Here is a 16,589-nt window from a genome sequence, read left to right on the forward strand (position 1 = left end):
TATATCAAAACGGGGTTAATAAGTCAATTTTCTTTTTACTAGGCTCTTTAGGTAACATAATTGTAAAAACACTACCAACTCCCACTTCACTCCGTAGGGTTATTGTTCCTCCGTGAGCCTGAACAATATGTTTGACAATTGCCAAACCAAGCCCAGAACCGCCACCCAATCGATTGTGTGATTTGTCTACACGATAAAACCTTTCAAAGGCACGCAGACGAGAATGATTAGGAATCCCAATTCCTGTATCTTCTAAAAAAACGATATGATGCGTATCATTTTTGCGCACACTAATTTTCACAATACCACCAGGACGGTTGTACTTCACAGCATTGTCTACGAGGTTCACCAATACAGAATCAAATCTTTGCGCATCAACATAAATTTCTTCAATTTCAGGATCCACATCCGACTGAATCTCAACTCCAGCTTGCTTTGCTTTAGGCAAAATATTTTCGACAACTCGTCGAATTCCTTCGTGAATTTGATAAGGTTTGATCACCAATGTCAACGATCCCGACTCGAGTCCTGTCACAATCAGCATTTCATCAATTAATTTTGTGAGATTTTCTGAATTTCTTACAATCACAGTTAAAAAATTTTGTGCCATATCATTATCTTTTAATGCAGGCATGTCTTGAATAATTTCTGCATAACCACGAATTGCAGAAATTGGAGTTTTGAGCTCATGGCTGACATTTGCAAAAAACTCTCTGCGAATTTCTTCGCCTTTATGGATATCTGTGAGATCAAAAAGAAAAATCATAAATACAGGATTTTGTTGTTCCGAATGCAAAACCACAATTTTAGCTCGCACACGCCGAATTTCAGGACCATCTAAATGCAAAGATTCAATAATTTGCGGCTGAATTGCGTGATCATGAGAAACATTTTGAATCATTTTTTTTATCAATTCTGATAGTTCAACGCTCCGTAACACTTCTAAAATATCGCGATCAGCAACATCGGTGTACCAACCAAGCCATCTCCTGACTGTATTGTTAATTTTAAGAACTTTTCCTTGGTAATTAACAATAACAACACCTTCTCCTATGGCTGCAAAAATTTCATCAAGTCTTGATGTTTGTTCTCGTGCTTCAAGAATACTGCCACGCATTCTTTTGGCCATATCTTGCACAGCACGCGCAATTCTCGAAAATTCATCATGCCCAACAATAGCCACCTTATCAACGCCAACATCAAAACCACCATGACGCGTAAGTTGTAATAAAGATTGCGTTGGTTTATCAACAAGCACGTACAAAATAAAGTAACAATAAATTAAAAATATTGGTAACACAAAAAATATTGGTAAAAATTGAACAATTAACAAACAAAAAAAAGTGCCAATAATAATACCTAAAAAAATTCTTTGTTTAACTGTACTTGGATAAAAAACAGAAATTAAGGGACGTAAATTCGCTTTAACATTTGCTAAGTGAGAATTTGAGCTCACACAATTCCTTTCGCATCAGATTCAATAATTAAAGTTACAGGCCCATCATTACAAAACGAAACTTTCATATCTGCAGCAAACTGCCCGTGAAATATGGGTAAATTTGCTGCCTTTAATTTTAGTATCTGTAAAAATTTCTCATACATTGGCTCTGCAATCAATTTATTTGCGGCAAAAAGAAAATGTGGTCTATTTGATTTGCGACAGTCTGCAAACAATGTAAATTGACTAATTATATAAAACCCTCCGCAAATATCTTTGATAGAATGATTCATTTTACCTTGTGCGTCTTCAAAAACTCTTAGCAAAAGTAGTTTATCCACAAGTTTACTTAATGCTTGGTGATGATAATCTAAATATAAATTTAAATTGTTTTGTTGTTCTTCAAGCAAATCGATTTCAACTTTTTCAGCAAAACCAAAACCTAAAAAAACAACTAAACCATAATCCAGTTTTCCCTGTGAAACATCGTCAATGCATACTTCTGCATGCTTTGCACGTTGGACAACACACCGATAGCGGAGTTTTTTATACATTTTTTATTCCATGCTTAATGTTTTACGCATATTAATTGTTGCGCTTTAAAACATCTTTAATAACTAAAACCAATTTTTCTAAGTCTGATTTTTCGATGCATGTGCTTAAAAAACCAACTTCATACCCACTTGGTCCAAGGTAAATTCCTTCACAAAGTAACGCATGAAATACCTTATTAAATAAAGTCATATCTGTTCTCGATACTTCTGCAAAATTTTTAGGAAGTTTATTTGTTCCATAAAAGAAACAAAAAAACGAGGCCACCCTAAAGTAACAAATCTTTGATTGTTCCATAAACTCTGTCAGCTGTTTCTGTACTAAAAGATCGAAATACTCTCCCAACGATTCTAACTGACAAAAAGCATTTTGTTCTTCTATGGCGCATAGAGTTGTAAACCCTGCGACCATTGCAAGAGGATTACCCGATAACGTTCCAGCCTGATACGCGCTGCCTAATGGAGAAATGTGTTGCATAATTTCTTTTTTGCCACCATAGGCTGCAGCAGGAAGACCGCCTCCAATAATTTTACCAAAAGTCCATAAATCAGGTTGTATTTGAAAATACTCCGCGGCACCGCCACGACAAAGACGAAAACCTGTCATCACTTCATCAAAAATTAAAACCGTTCCATATTTTTTGGTGATATCACGCAAAAAGTGCATAAACTTTGGTTCAGGCGCAACAAGTCCCATATTAGCGGCAATGGGCTCAATAATGACAGCGGCAATATCAGAACCGTACTGATTAAAAATTTCGGAAACACTTTCTTGACTATTGTAAATAGCAGTTAAGGTGTCTTGAATCGTTCCCTCAGGCACACCCGCAGAGCTTGTATTGCCTAATGTCGCAAGTCCACTTCCTGCTTTCACTAAAAATTGATCCGCATGGCCGTGATAACAGCCTTCAAATTTAACAAATTTATTTCTTTTGGTTGCAGCACGGGCTGCGCGCACTGCACTCATTGTCGCCTCTGTACCACTGCTGACAAAACGCATCATCTCTAAACCAGGAATCCATTGTTGCATTTTTTCGGCAAGCTGCACTTCGAGTTCGGATGGGGCACCAAAAGTGATGGCTTTGTCTAGCTGCTTGTGCAGTGCAGAAACAACACTTGGGTGAGAATACCCTAAAATGAGTGGCCCCCAAGAAGAACAAAAATCAACAAAAGCGTTGCCATCAACATCAAATAAGTATTTGCCATGCCCATGAGAAAACACCAATGGCTCACCACCAACAGAACGAAAAGACCGCACCGGAGAGTTTACGCCTCCAGGAAATATGTTGCGACTTCTTTCCATGACAGACAATGAATTTGAATTTTTGAGCAATTGTTCATTAAGCATAACTACTTTCCTCTAGTTTACGTTTATGATGAATAAGAGCCGCGGCAATAAAATCTTTAAATAATGGATGAGGGGCAATCGGTCTGCTTTTGAGTTCTGGATGCGCTTGGCATGCTAAAAACCACAAATGATCTTTTAATTCCATCATCTCAACCAGAGTTCCGTCTGGACTTTCTCCAGAAACTAAAAACCCAGCTTCTTCAAATCGATGTTTAAACTTTAAATTAAATTCATAACGATGACGATGTCTTTCGCTCACTGTGTCTGACTGATACGCAAAGAACGCTTTTGTATTACGGCGCACAACGCAATCGTAAGCGCCAAGTCGCATGCTACCGCCTTTGCGATCAATTCCTTGTTGGCTTTCCATCAAGTGAATCACTTTATTTTTTGCATGACTATCAAACTCTTCTGATGTTGCATCCGCAATTGCAAGTTTATTGCGCGCGAATTCAAGGCAAGCAAGCTGCATACCAAGACAAATACCAAAAAAAGGAACATCGTTTTCGCGAGCATAATGGATTGCTGCCATTTTACCTAAAATACCACGATCACCAAAACCACCAGGAACAAGAATGGCATCATACTCTTTCAAAACTTCTTTTGCATTTTGCAAAGTCAGTTGTTCAGAATCAATCCCAACAATTTTTACCTGTGACTCATTTGCAATTCCTGCGTGGGTAAGGGCTTCATAAACAGATTTATACGAATCGCGTGTGCCCATATACTTGCCCACCACAGCCACTTGAATATGATGTTTTGGCCGTTCGATGCACTCAATAATTCGATTCCATTCTGCTAAATTGGGTTGTGCCGTCCAAATTCCAAGCAATTCGACAATACGAGCATCCATGCGTTGCTCATGATAAATAATCGGCATTTTATAAATACTATCTGCATCAAGTGCCTCAAATACATTTTCTTTTGGCAAGTTGCAAAATGTAGAAATTTTTAATCTCACATCTTGTGCCATAGGCTGATCAGCTCTACAGATTAGGATATCTGGTTGAATTCCAATAGAGCGTAGTTCTTTGACCGAGTGCTGAGTGGGCTTTGTTTTGAGTTCTCCAGCTGCACGAATATACGGAACAAGAGTGACATGGATAAAAATAGAATTTTCTTTGCCAACATCGTTACGGAACTGGCGGATTGCCTCGAGAAATGGTAGGCTCTCGATATCGCCAATGGTACCACCAATTTCTACGATTGAAACATCAGCACCTTCAGACGCTGTGATGATATTTGCTTTTATTTGGTCTGTAATATGAGGAATCACTTGCACAGTTCCTCCCAAATAATCGCCACGGCGTTCTTTGCTGATGACGGTATCGTAGACTTGGCCTGAGGTAAAACTATTGCGTTTTGCTAAATTTGCTTTAGTAAATCTTTGATAATGACCCAAGTCGAGATCGGTTTCTGCACCGTCATCTGTGACAAACACTTCTCCATGTTGAAATGGAGACATTGTCCCAGGGTCAACGTTTATGTAAGGATCCATTTTTGTCATGGCTACGCGCAAACCGCGCGTCTCCAGCAATGCTCCGATACTTGCGGCAGCGAGCCCTTTTCCAATACTGGAAACGACGCCTCCTGTAACAAATATATACTTTACGGGATGTTGAGAGAACCTTTGATGGGATTTAGTATCGTATTGATGCATTGATATACTCCGTTCGACAATCTTGTTTCGACACGGGAACACAGGGTAACACTAACTTATGGTCAGGAGTCAAGAAAACAATGAAGAATCTGCGCAACCAATTTCAAATGAGTGCAGAACAGCAATCCACTGACGGTATTGTCTCTCATATGTTAATGGGTTTTGTGGAACGAAAAATTTCTCCACAAACCATTGCTGATGTTCTACGTGCACAAATTTTTGAATCCAATGTGCCTTCTTATCTTTTAAATACAGCAACCTGTAATGGCATTTTAGAAGCCGTTACGCATGCAAATTCAACCGAAGATTGCAGTGATTTGGTATTTTACCTCGCAACGCATCCCCAATTTCCGGAATTCTTATCATTTAAATCAGCGACAGGATCACTACGCGTGTTATTACGGTATGTGCAAAAAAATTTTCAACACGACTCACACAATCCTTTAAAAATTGATAAAATGATTGAAGTATTATCTGAGAAAGTTTTATCTTTTTTTCATTCTCGAAAGCCTATAGACTTAAATGACAAGGCAAGCTTAACTGCTGCAATTAAAATGACCAATCCTTTTTTATCAAAAATGATGAGAAACTCGAGTAATTTTCAGCATCTTCGTTTTATGCTTATGTCGCCAAACGACTACATTAATGATACAACAGTTGCAACAATAAGGCCAGAACCTTTAGAAATGATAAATATAATACTCAAATCTACAGATGACCATTTGCATCACAACGGCACTTTTTATTATAAAACAAATCCAACACTCATTGGCACAACTGGTCGTATTAAACATCTCAACACCGTATTAGACATTATCAAATCAAATAAGCTATCTGAATTTAAAATTGGCTTTATTATAGAATGGTTATTTGAAAAGGCTTTAGTTGAAACCATTTTACACGAAGACAACTACGACAATTATACGCGCGCTATCATAACAGCTACAGAAAATAGCACCACTCATGTACAAATAATACGAGGACTTATAAAAGCAATTCAAAAAGATTTTTCATTTATTAACTCTCATCCACTTCAAAAAATAAAAGAAAATAGTGAAAATTTATTTGAAAAAGCAACACTTTTGACTCAATGCATTTTTCCTGTGTTAGAGACATTAACAGAAAAAGACAGTCAATATGTGTCTAAATACATTGCCAATTGGGCAATAGAAATGCCAATTAATAATGAAGAAAGTCGTTTTTTTAAACGCTTTCACTGGCGATGGATTCGCTCTCTTGCATCACACATTTGGGATGCAAGCCTAAGAGAACCACCTAAATGGGTAATTGAGGGTGGTAGCAAGTATTGTGCAACCATATTTCAAATCGCACCAGCATTATGGTTACAAGAATACTCTTCCTCATTACTCGAAAAAGTGTATCGAGAAACTTTGCAAGATAATTTTGAACCCTCAACACCACACATTGATTACGTAGAATTTCTTGCTCGTTCAATGAGAAAAAAGTCACCTTTCTTTGCTAGCAGAACAGAATCATTATATGCCCTCAAACTTTTATCAAGATTAACACGCTCAGAAACACAACAGTTCACCAGTGCTGAAGCCAGATTTCAATCTTTACTTCATAATATTAATCATCAACAAGAATTATCAGGAGAGTATGCTCTTTGGAAAGAGATTTTATTAAACAGCGATTTTGAAAATAATTTAGGACTCAATTCTGTTTCACGAGCTCTCGCAGTACTTGCAAGACTTGCTAAAGAAACAGCAAAAAAGTGATCTTACCCAAATTATATTTAGTAATAAAATACAAAGCAATTATAAAAAATTGTTTTAATATGAAAAGCAGGTTAATATGTGCGGATATTCTGGAGTTATTTATACCCCAACAAGCCAATTTTTAAATCAATCTAATTTTAAAGAATATTTTTTTTCTAAAGCCGCTAGCTTAAAACATCGCGGCAGCGAACCTATGAGAAAAATGGAATTCAGCAATATTTTACTTTCTCATTTTAGGTTATCATTTCAAGACAAAGCACTAAATATTCAGCCAATGCTGAGTAAAAATAAAAAGTGGGCCATTGTTTTTAATGGTGAAATTTATAATTTTTTGAAGCTAAGACAAAAAATTTCGGTAGAGCAAGGATATAAATTTACTACGAAAAGCGATACAGAAACAATTCTTGAAGGATTTCTTAACTACGGACTGGACATCAAAAAATATATAGAAGGTGAATATAGTTTTACGATTTTAAATACAGATGGATCTGAAATTGTTGCTATGCGTGATCCATTTGGAGTTAAGCCTCTATTTTTAGGGTTAGAAGATGTTGATACAAAAATGTTTTCTATCGCAAAAGAATCTTATGTATTCAAAACAAAATCAATTCATTTTGCAAGTGAAATAAAAGGATTATGCACCGAAAAATCATGGGATAGAGAGGGATTTTTAAGACAGTTTGTTGGTCTTTACGAACCCATTCGCACACCTTATCGCAATATTATACAACTGCCTCCAAACTCAATTCTTTATGCTAAAAAACAGGGTGACTTTTTCGTTGTTAAATTACAACTCACCAAATCCCCCATAAGAATGACAGAATCTAGTGGAAAAGAATCCGAAAACGAAAATGAATTATATGGTGAATTTACAAAAACTCTGCATAAATCTATAGAAAACAGAATGCTGTCTGATGTTGAACTTGGTGTTTATTTAAGTGGCGGTGTTGATTCTAAGGTTGTTGCATTTGAAGCCTTGCAATATTATCTAAAAAAACGTCCTAAAGAGAGATTAAAGTCTTTTACTGTCAGTTTTGCAAACGAAGAATACAACGAATCCACTGAAGCACTCTCCTTTGCAAAAAAACTCAATATTATTCCAAATATTTGGAAGATCAATGAACAAAATCTTTTCTACTCTTATAAACATGCTGTTTACTATTCTGAAAATGTGCAACCTTACACAAATGGCGCCGCAAAATGGTGGCTCAGTCGCTTTACAGCACAGCATGTTCAGGGAGTCTTAACGGGCGATGGCGCCGATGAATTGCTTTGTGGTTATCCAAGTTTTAAATATGCGAATTGGTGGAAATTTGCTCTAAGTAGTCGCCCAGAAAAAAATGTTGAAGATAAAATCAATGCCTCCCCTATTGGCACAAATTGGCGAGACAATGTGTTTCAAAAAAAATTTTCAAGTCTTGAAAAAGATCCTTGGCTTGCTGGTTCGAGTGCAGAAGGAACAGGCGAAGATTTTGTTGAAAGCTTAAAAATTTGGGGCGTCGCACACCCATTATTTAATCAAATTAAAACAATTACATTTGCAATTTTAGGGCAAGAAGAAGGCGTCAAATGGCTTGCAGAACAAAAAGAATCTGTCGCGTCTTGGTTTTCGTTTGGTTATGAAAACGAACCTGATTTTTTATCCAACCCCGATCACACTTTAATTTTGTGGCAAAATTATTTTTGCAAAACTCATCTTCCTGTGCAAGTTCTTAACTGGGTGGGTGATAGAATGGAAATGGCCAATACCCTAGAAGGACGTACTCCCTTTTTATCACGAGAAATGGGTAGTTTTATCAAAAAAATAAAAGATAATATGCTAGTGAGAGGCTTTGAAGACAAATCTATTTTACGTCGCAGTTATAGTAAAAAAATAGGGCAAAATTTTACAATGACACCAAAAAAACAATTTGGATCGCCATTTTTATTTAACGATAATAATCTAAAATCTTACTATGAGCAAATTATGACAAAAGTTAACGAAACAAAACTTTTTGATAGCAAATATGTCACTCAGCTTTATGATTTTTTAAGAAATGATTTTTCAAAAAAGAAAGCAAACGCTTATACTCTAACCCATTTAAATTCAACTTTTCAAACATTAATTTGCTTTTCAATAATTGATGAAAGCATTATTAAAGGCAATGTTCCTACAAGAGATATAGAATACGAAGAAAAAGTGATCAGAAATCAAAAGGCTCTTTAAGATCTTTTTAAAGTTACTATAATTGTTGAACTAATTGAGTTAAAATCACAAGAAATTTTAGCATTATGCAAATCAAGAATTGGCTGAATTTTATCTTCAATCAACGCTTCGACAAAAAGCGAAGCACCACTTGGAATACATGTAAAGATGATATCTACAAATTCTGTGCTTTTTTCTTTTATTGCAATCATACAATTAGAACCTTTAATTTCTCTCATAGGATAAACGATTTCATAGATTAACAAAGAAAAAACACTTAACATTTGCGGAGTGCGACACAAAACCTGTACTTTTTCTGATGTTGGTAACAATAATATTTCTGTTATAGTTTTTGAAATTTTTTCTTTTGCGGCACGAACAGACTGAGTTAAAATATCATTTATGTCTTCGTTTTTAAATGCTGCCAATTCAAATTGCTTTGTCCGTGTTTCATTAATAATAGGCACTAAAAAGTGTACATACTTTTCTCTTCCTTCGCTAAATTGTACACCACATCCCATTTGCTCGCCATCCTTCGCTTCTTTTCGAACCCAAACAACTTTTCCTTTGCCTTCTATTATTTCGGTAGCCGAAAACAACAAGCGAAAATCAACACTGTCTCCCACTGTCGGCAAGTCAGAAGTCAAAGAAGCAAAAAAACCGCCAAAACTGATATTTGTCGAAAATGTAGACACCATTCGAAGTGAGTCGCCAAACTTAATATGCAAGCGCGAAGTCAATTCGATGCGTTCATCAAGCCTTTTTGTATACCCTTCTTTTCTTGAAAATACGGCATCTTCGACAGAATGATACAGTGACTTAATTGGCACTGGTTTTGTAAACAAAGCCCACCCACCCATTGCAATCACCACTTCAGGTGTGAGTTGGCTATTTTGTTCTGCAAGAAGAATCGCAACTGGCGGGGCTTCCTTACCAGAAAATTGTTTTAACGCATCATAAAAATCAAAAAAATTCCCGTCAGATTGCAGGTGGTCAGCCACAATGACGTCGGGTTTTTCTTTTTTACAGAGAACATCAGCATCTTTTAAAGAATTTGCCTCAAAAACTTCATACCCCTGTTGCTTAAATTCAGAACAAATTGACTTTGTAAATTTATTATCTTGACTGACAGCAAGAAATTTCACTAGTATCCTCCTTTACAAAGCAAACACAAGGTTTGTTTTGTAAAAACACTACATATAACAGGAACTCTCATATGGATTTCGTCTCTTTCTTGATCGATCAAAACTCATCTCTAGGCGCATCCATGTCGTACCTTTTTAACACGTTTGTTTCTGTGTTTGTCATGGTCGATCCCCTAGCAGCAATTCCAGTGTATCTTCTTCTGACAGAACGTTTCACTCCTAGCGATGTCAAAAAAACACGACGAAAAGCAATCATTGTTGCGTCTTCTATTTTATTAGTGTTTGCCGTAACAGGCATGGGTGTCTTAAATCTTTTTGGAATTTCAATATCTGCGCTACGGATTGCAGGTGGGATTTTGTTGTTAAAATTTGCTTTAGAACACATGATGGGTTCATCAGAAAAGATCAAACATGAAGAAGAAGATGAAAGCCTCCATAAAGATGACATCTCCATTGTGCCTCTTGCTATGCCCCTCCTTGCTGAACCTGGAGCAATTTCAACAATCGTTGTGCAATCCACTAAAGCAAACAATGTTCTTTATTTCTGTTTATTAATTATTGCAATTTTGCTTGTGATGTGGGTTTCTGCCTTAATTTTAAAATCAAGCCAGTATCTTTTTCGCCTCCTTGGTAAAACAGGTTTAAACCTCATGGGACGATTGGTTGGAATTCTCATTGCAGCCATTGCCATTGAATTTGTGATCACAGGCCTCAGAGACTCTTTTCCTGGGCTTTGGAAATAACACACCGTCTCTATTTTACGTCATAGGCCATCAATTGAAATATCTTTCCCTCCTTGTTGTTTTAAAAGTTTAATATTGCTAACCTAAAAGTCTCAGAAACCAATAACCCACAGCATTATGAGCTAGCCTCAAACCTGATGTTGAGTAAAAATATACTAAATATTTGAACTGTGGTTTTTATACGAGGTGATAAATGAGACGGTTTTTATCAAAATTTTTTTTAATTTCGATTGCAATTATCCTTAACTTGACAGCTCATTCCGATGACAAAAAGACAATTAAATTTGAAACTGACATTTGGTGTCCCTATACCTGCGATGAAAAAACAACCCAGCTAAAAGGTTACGTTATTGATATGGCAGAAGAAATTTTTGCAAAACACAATATTAAATTTACTCATAGCCTGATTCCTTGGGCACGCGCCATAAAACGAGCAGAAAAAGGCGAAGTCGACGCAGTTGGTGCTGCATACAAAGAAGGACGAGAAGGTTACCTTGTTTTCCCAAAAGAAGAATTTGCCATGAGTATCAACAAATTCTATGTGCTAAAAGAAAATAATTGGATGTATAAAAACCCAGAATCTTTAAATAATACAATACTAGGCATTGTACTTGGTTATGTTTATGGAGGTGGTGTGGGCATTTTAAATCAAAATTCCAAAAAGATTATGCCCTCTGGAGGAGAAAATGCTTTTGAAAGAAACTTGGACAAATTAATCAGAAAAGAAATTAATGCCACAATTGAAGAAAGCTATGTGGCACAATATACAATCAAACAACTAAAATTACAAGATAAAGTAAAAGAAGCAGGGAGTTTTGGAGTCAAAAAAGGGATTTACATTGGCTTTTCTAAAGCACTACCAGATTCTGAAAGATATGCACAAATGCTGTCTGATGGAATTAAAGAACTTAAAAAAAATGGGCGGTTTGAAAAAATCTTAAAAAAATACAATCTCAAAGTAGAAAAATAAATTTTTACCCACTAAGACTTTTCTGCCAAATATTCTCGCCGACGTGCTAATGCCACAGTGCGTGGCGCAAGATGCAATTCATCTTTACGTTTTGCTGCCAGCTGTCCACATGCTGCACTCACATCTTGCCCACGACTATACCGAATTGGCGCAGGAATAGAACGCGCTGTCAAATACTTTTGAAATTCTTTCATTCGGATCTCATCTGTTGCAATCATATTGTTTGCTCCAGGATGCGGATTCATAGGAATAAGATTAACCTTAGCCTTTAACCCATGTAAAAATTTAACAAGCTTTTTGGCATGTAAAATAGAGTCATTGACCTGATTGATTAAAACATACTCAAACGTAATACCATGACGTGTATGAATAGGATAATTGAGTAACGTTTCTTTTAATTCTTGCAAAGAATACTTTCTGTTAACAGGCATCATTTGCGAGCGCAACGCCTCGTCTGCCGAATGCAATGAAATTGCTAACGCAACAGGAACGTCGTGGCCGAGTTTTTGAATTTCAGGAATTAATCCAGACGTCGAAACTGTGACTTTATGTTTAGAAAGCCCAAATAATTTTGGATCAAGAAAAACTTTACATGCGCTCACAACATTTTGATAATTATCTAGCGGCTCACCCATTCCCATAAAAACAATATTTGTGACTTTTCTGTTTAATATATTTTTTTCAATTAATCTTTTATTTGCAATAACAACTTGAAATAAAATTTCGCCCATTGTCAAATTACGCGTAAACCCCATTTTACCTGTTTGGCAAAACGTACACGCCATCCGACAACCAACTTGACTACTCACGCATAAAGTCACTCTATTATCAGACGGCATTAATACACATTCCGCAAACAAACCATCATGCAATTTAAGCAAAATTTTTTCACTTCCATCTTGAGATGGGAGTGAAGTATCAATGCTTGGCAACTGCCAATTAAAATGTGTACTCAATAGCTCACGCAGTTTTTGCGGTAAGTTTGTAAAAGTGCTTGGCTGAAACTGATGGCGGATATACATCCAATCCATAATTTGCTTAGCACGAAAAACAGGTTCTCCCTGAGTTTGGCACCATGCACCCCAATCCGCTTCATTCATATTTAGAGCTAACGATAAAGTCATACAAACCTAACTTAAAAAAGTACAAATATCAGAAACAAATAAATCGGGCTCTTCGATAAGAATCAAATGACCGACGTCTTTATAAACAATTAACGACGAATTTTTAATATGATCTTGTAAATAATAGGAGTTGGCTAAGGGAACAACAGCGTCAGCATCTCCTGAAATAACTAATGTTTTTGTAAAAATCTTAGATAGTAAAGACTCTCCATCAAAGTTTGAAGCTACTTTTAATTGCATTTGTGCTGCATCTAAAACAGAGTCTCCCACTTTTTCACGATTTTTGACAAGTGTTTTGCACATCATTTCAAATAACAAAGGAGAATTCTTTAAAAAACGCTCTCCAAAATAATTTTTCATGTAATTTTTTGTTGAATCTAAAGAGACATAATAATCTTTAAATTGCATCACACTTGAATGGGATTTCCCTTGCGGCCAAACGCGACTTTGGCCGCCTGCAGTTGTACTCACTAAAATAAGTGCATCAACTTGCGGACAATGCGCTGCGAGGGTTTGCGCAATCATCCCACCCATACTAATTCCAAGTGCCGAAAATGCGTTTAACTCTAAAGAGCGGCAATAGAATGCGGCCAATGCAGCAACATCTTTTGCCATTCTAAAAACAGTCAACTCTTGCGCTTTCTCTGTAACTATCGTTTGTCCACAATAACGATTATCGAGTGCAAGAGTCGCTAAGCTAGGATTTAAGCTATGAATTTTTTTACGAAAAGCTCTAAAATCGAGATAGTTGCGTTGAAAACCGTTTATCAGAACAAGGAGCTTATTGCATTGAACTGTTGATGGCTGAAAATCAAATGCAATACGCGCACCTTCAAAATCAAGATACTGCACACCGGGTTCAGCTTTCAGATCTGATTGAGACACAGTCACAGAAATTGAAGAAAAATCAAACTGCTCCAAGAGAATAAACCTATATAAAAAGATTACTAATAGAATCTGAGTTATGGATTCTACGGATAGCCTTACCAAGTAGCTCAGAAACACTCAATACTTGAATTTTAGAGCACGTTGCCGCTTCTTCCGATAATGGAATGGTATCTGTGATAAATAATTTCTCAATACAGCTATCGTTCAAACGACCGATTGCTGGCCCAGATAAAACACCGTGCGTTGCTGCAGCATAAACTTTTAAGGCCCCTCTTTCCATCAAAACCTTGGCAGCAGATGTTAATGACCCTGCGGTATCACAAATATCATCAAAAAGAATTGCCGTTTTATTTTTTACATCACCAATAAGATTCATAACTTGTGAATCTCCTGGACGATCACGGCGCTTGTCGACAATGGCTATGCCACAACCAAGAACTTTTGCAAGGGCACGAGCTCTTTCCACACCGCCTGCATCAGGCGAAACCATAATTGGATTTTCGAGATTCATTTTTGAAAAATGCTCTAAAAATACAGGCTTACTGTATAAATGATCAAGTGGAATATTGAAAAATCCTTGTATCGCTCCCGTATGCAATTCAATGGTAAGAATACGGTTTACCCCAGCACTCACCAAAATATCCGCAATCAGTTTAGCCGTAATTGGAGTCCTGGGCGCACTTTTACGCTCTTGGCGACTATACCCAAAATAAGGAATCACTGCTGTAATGCGTTGCGCACTTGCTCTCCTTAGAGCATCAATCATAATCAGCAATTCCATGATATTTTGATTTGCAGGAAAACAGGTCGGTTGAATAATAAACACATCACGCCCGCGTACGTTACTTTGAATTTCAATACGCGTTTCGCCATCAGAAAATTTTCCGATAAGAGCTGTTCCAAGTGGGACATTGAGGTATTGGCAAATTTTATTGGCTAATTCAAGATTGGCATTGCCAGAAAATACAAGAGGTTCGCTTTCCATATGATTTAACCCGCAGTTAAAAAAGTAAAAATCAAGACACTTTTTCTCTATCGGGAAAAGCTCATAAAAGCAACTCAAATCAAAAAAAGCACAGCATCACTCAAAGAAGAAGTCGCAACCACAACTCCTTCCTTGGAGTTTCAACCCATCCATAGGCAATCAGCAGATTTTAACGCTGAATTCCAAAATGAGGTTTCCTTTTTCCCCTTCCTTGGGGATCACTTCTTCATGAGCAACGATGTGCTGATTGCTTTTTCGACTGGATTACAAATTTATAAACTAGGAATCAAGAGGGAGAGGTGTCAATTATTTGATGGGAAATTTTTTTCTAAGATATTGCATATACGGCTCAATAAACAGAGAATCTCCCGTTGCCTTTTTTAACACCTCAAGGCTTGAGAACTTTTTGCCATATTGGTAAAGATTTTGTTGTAGCCAGCTTTGTACTGGTTTAAAATTGCCTTTTTTAATACCCCCCCAAATATTGGGCTCACTGCGCTCTGCAGCCGCAAAAAACTGGGCACTCATGATATTTCCTAGGGTATAGCCCTGAAATTGGCCACCAATCAAACCATCATACCAATGAATATCCTGCATGCACCCAAGGGCGTCATCTGGGGGAACCACACCCAAATCGCGAGCATAGGCCGCGTTCCAGGCTTCTGGAAGATCTTTAATTTTTACTCGTCCCTCAAGCATATCAAGTTCTAACTCAAAACGGATCATCACATGAAGATTATAATAAAGCTCATCGGCATCTGTGCGGATAAGAGATTGTGAAACCCGATTGATTGCAACATAAAATTCATTTAACGGCACGTTTTTAAGCTGCTGCGCGAAGGTACTTTGCAGTAAAGGATAAAAATACTCCCAAAACTCATAGCTTCGTCCTACAATATTTTCCCATAAACGCGACTGGCTTTCATGGACTCCACTTGACGTTCCGCCAAATAAAGGCGAACCATCCAGTGCAATATCATTTCCCATTTCATAGAACGCATGACCCATTTCATGAATGGTACTAAATAAACTTTCAGCAAGAAATTTTTCTTGATAACGGGTTGTAATGCGCACATCGCCATGCGCAAACGAAGTCATAAATGGATGATGCGTGGTATCAAGACGTCCTCTGGTAAAATCAAAACCTATCAATTGTATCATTTTTTGACAAAATTGTTCTTGCAACGGAACCGGAAAAACTTGGCGTAAACACGAATCGTTTTGGATAGATCTCTGCGCAACATCTTTGACAAAAGGAACAAGCTCTTTTTTTAGAGCAGCAAAAACTTCTTGAATGATTTGTGCAGAAAAACCGTGATCACTCATATCAATAAGCGGATCGGCAATATGTTGATAATCAAAAAATCCTGCATATTTTCTTGATAGCTCTAAAGTTTTTTCAAGAAAAGGTTGCACAATTGAAAAGTTTTTCTCTTTTTTTGCTTCGACCCAAGCAGCAAAACTTGAGGATTGATGCGTAAGAAGTTCTTCAATAAATGAGCCTGGAACTTTTACCAAACGCAGATAACGCCATCTTACATTGCGTAAAAATGACGCTTCAAACGAAGAATAAGGAATAGATTCCTCAAATGTTTGCAACGCCTCCAGCAGCTTTCCTATTTGTGGATGGGTTAATTTTTCGTGCGCAATTTTGCCTAACGTAGCAAGTTGCCGTCCGCGCCCTAGAGCCCCTTGAGCAGGCATATACGTATGCTGATCCCAAGACAAAACAGCGGATGCCGCGTTAATATTTTCTATTTCTGTTATTAAATTATTTAATTGCGCAAATAGCTGTGCATGATTCATTATTAAT

General features: G+C 37.0%; 13 protein-coding genes. 4 read left to right on the forward strand and 9 right to left on the reverse strand.

From position 1 onward, the window contains the following. Positions 1 to 4: 4 nt before the first annotated feature. From Spiro2_RS06820 to Spiro2_RS06835, 4 genes are read right to left on the reverse strand one after another with little or no spacing between them, the layout of a single operon-like run. A complete protein-coding gene (locus Spiro2_RS06820) occupies positions 5 to 1,456 on the reverse strand; it encodes a sensor histidine kinase (RefSeq protein ID WP_338634928.1) in 1,452 nt (483 codons plus the stop codon). Further along, entirely contained in the window at positions 1,453 to 1,992 is a 540-nt protein-coding gene (gene dtd, locus Spiro2_RS06825; protein WP_338634929.1) for a D-aminoacyl-tRNA deacylase, read from the reverse strand. Before dtd ends, Spiro2_RS06820 begins: the two co-directional genes overlap by 4 nt. Before the next feature lie 31 nt (positions 1,993 to 2,023). Further along, entirely contained in the window at positions 2,024 to 3,337 is a 1,314-nt protein-coding gene (gene hemL, locus Spiro2_RS06830) for a glutamate-1-semialdehyde 2,1-aminomutase (protein ID WP_338634930.1), read from the reverse strand. Then, a complete protein-coding gene (locus Spiro2_RS06835; RefSeq protein WP_338634931.1) occupies positions 3,330 to 4,997 on the reverse strand; it encodes a CTP synthase in 1,668 nt (555 codons plus the stop codon). The genes hemL and Spiro2_RS06835 overlap by 8 nt, the downstream gene beginning before the upstream one ends. A gap of 80 nt (positions 4,998 to 5,077) precedes the next feature. Here Spiro2_RS06835 and Spiro2_RS06840 point away from each other — a divergent pair, with 80 nt between their 5' ends. Both Spiro2_RS06840 and Spiro2_RS06845 read left to right on the forward strand, forming a co-directional pair. Beyond that, positions 5,078 to 6,736, forward strand: a complete 1,659-nt coding sequence (locus Spiro2_RS06840) for a hypothetical protein (protein ID WP_338634932.1) — start codon at positions 5,078 to 5,080, stop codon at positions 6,734 to 6,736. 76 nt (positions 6,737 to 6,812) lie between these two features. Next, on the forward strand, positions 6,813 to 8,942 hold the full coding sequence (locus Spiro2_RS06845; protein WP_338634933.1) for an asparagine synthetase B family protein: 2,130 nt from the start codon (positions 6,813 to 6,815) through the stop codon (positions 8,940 to 8,942). On the opposite strand, the gene Spiro2_RS06850 is transcribed toward Spiro2_RS06845, so the two are convergent. Then, entirely contained in the window at positions 8,939 to 10,066 is a 1,128-nt protein-coding gene (locus tag Spiro2_RS06850) for a PilZ domain-containing protein (RefSeq protein WP_338634934.1), read from the reverse strand. The genes Spiro2_RS06845 and Spiro2_RS06850 overlap by 4 nt on opposite strands. 71 nt (positions 10,067 to 10,137) lie before the next feature. On the opposite strand from Spiro2_RS06850, the gene Spiro2_RS06855 reads away from it, so the two are divergent. After that, positions 10,138 to 10,809 carry an NAAT family transporter gene (locus Spiro2_RS06855; protein WP_338634935.1) on the forward strand — a complete coding sequence of 224 codons (672 nt, stop codon included), beginning with the start codon at positions 10,138 to 10,140 and terminating at the stop codon, positions 10,807 to 10,809. A gap of 193 nt (positions 10,810 to 11,002) precedes the next feature. Then, on the forward strand, positions 11,003 to 11,779 hold the full coding sequence (locus Spiro2_RS06860; protein ID WP_338634936.1) for a substrate-binding periplasmic protein: 777 nt from the start codon (positions 11,003 to 11,005) through the stop codon (positions 11,777 to 11,779). 11 nt (positions 11,780 to 11,790) lie between these two features. On the opposite strand, the gene rlmN is transcribed toward Spiro2_RS06860, so the two are convergent. From rlmN to Spiro2_RS06880, 4 genes are all read right to left on the reverse strand, one after another. Further along, complete coding sequence (gene rlmN / locus Spiro2_RS06865) at positions 11,791 to 12,903, reverse strand: 23S rRNA (adenine(2503)-C(2))-methyltransferase RlmN (protein WP_338634937.1); 1,113 nt, start codon at positions 12,901 to 12,903, stop codon at positions 11,791 to 11,793. Between the two features lie 6 nt (positions 12,904 to 12,909). Continuing rightward, a complete protein-coding gene (locus Spiro2_RS06870) occupies positions 12,910 to 13,824 on the reverse strand; it encodes an alpha/beta hydrolase (RefSeq protein WP_338634938.1) in 915 nt (304 codons plus the stop codon). A 10-nt stretch (positions 13,825 to 13,834) separates the two neighbouring features. Beyond that, positions 13,835 to 14,776, reverse strand: a complete 942-nt coding sequence (locus Spiro2_RS06875) for a ribose-phosphate diphosphokinase (RefSeq protein WP_338634939.1) — start codon at positions 14,774 to 14,776, stop codon at positions 13,835 to 13,837. Positions 14,777 to 15,082: 306 nt separating this feature from the next. Further along, positions 15,083 to 16,582 (reverse strand): carboxypeptidase M32, encoded by a 1,500-nt coding sequence (locus Spiro2_RS06880; protein ID WP_338634941.1) that lies wholly within the window; start codon positions 16,580 to 16,582, stop codon positions 15,083 to 15,085. Positions 16,583 to 16,589: the final 7 nt, after the last annotated feature.

Source organism: Spirobacillus cienkowskii (assembly GCF_037081835.1).
In the GTDB taxonomy this organism is placed as follows: Bacteria; Bdellovibrionota_B; Oligoflexia; order Silvanigrellales; family Silvanigrellaceae; genus Silvanigrella; species Silvanigrella cienkowskii.